Origin of the sequence: Burkholderia sp. Bp9015, from assembly GCF_003853505.1 — a bacterium.
Taxonomy (GTDB): Bacteria; Pseudomonadota; Gammaproteobacteria; order Burkholderiales; family Burkholderiaceae; genus Burkholderia.
In genome coordinates this window covers 1-551 of record NZ_QTPZ01000103.1, presented here as the reverse complement: position 1 = coordinate 551, position 551 = coordinate 1, and the positions used below count along the sequence as shown (strand labels likewise).

Genomic DNA, 551 nt, shown 5'->3' with positions numbered 1-551 from the left:
TGCGTGCTCGAGAAGGGTTCCGAGATCGGCGCGCACATCCTGTCGGGCGCGGTGATGGACCCGCGCGCGATCACCGAGCTGTTCCCCGACTGGAAGGAACAGGGTGCGCCGTTGAACGTCGAGGTGACGGAAGACCGCTTCCTGTTCCTGTCCGAGAGCAGCGCGGTCACCACGCCGAACTGGGCGCTGCCCGACAACTTCAAGAACCACGGCAACTACGTGATCTCGCTGGGCAACGTCACGCGCTGGCTCGGCCAGCAGGCGGAAGCGCTGGGCGTCGAGATCTTCCCGGGCTTCCCGGCCGCAGAGATTCTCTACAACGACGACGGTTCCGTGAAAGGCGTCGCCACCGGCAACATGGGCGTAGGCAAGGACGGCGAGCCGACCGAGAACTTCCAGCTCGGCATGGAACTGCACGCGAAGTACACGCTGTTCGCCGAAGGCTGCCGCGGTCATCTTGGCCGCCAACTGATCTCGAAGTTCAAGCTCGACGCGAACGCCGATCCGCAGGCGTACGGGATCGGCATCAAGGAACTGTGGGAAATCGATCC

Annotated in this window: 1 protein-coding gene; it reads left to right on the top strand. The window is 64.1% G+C overall.

Features of this window, described 5'->3' with window-relative positions:
- Positions 1–551 (top strand): NAD(P)/FAD-dependent oxidoreductase (locus DIE12_RS37785; protein WP_148092743.1); only part of this gene is annotated, 551 nt, incomplete at both ends.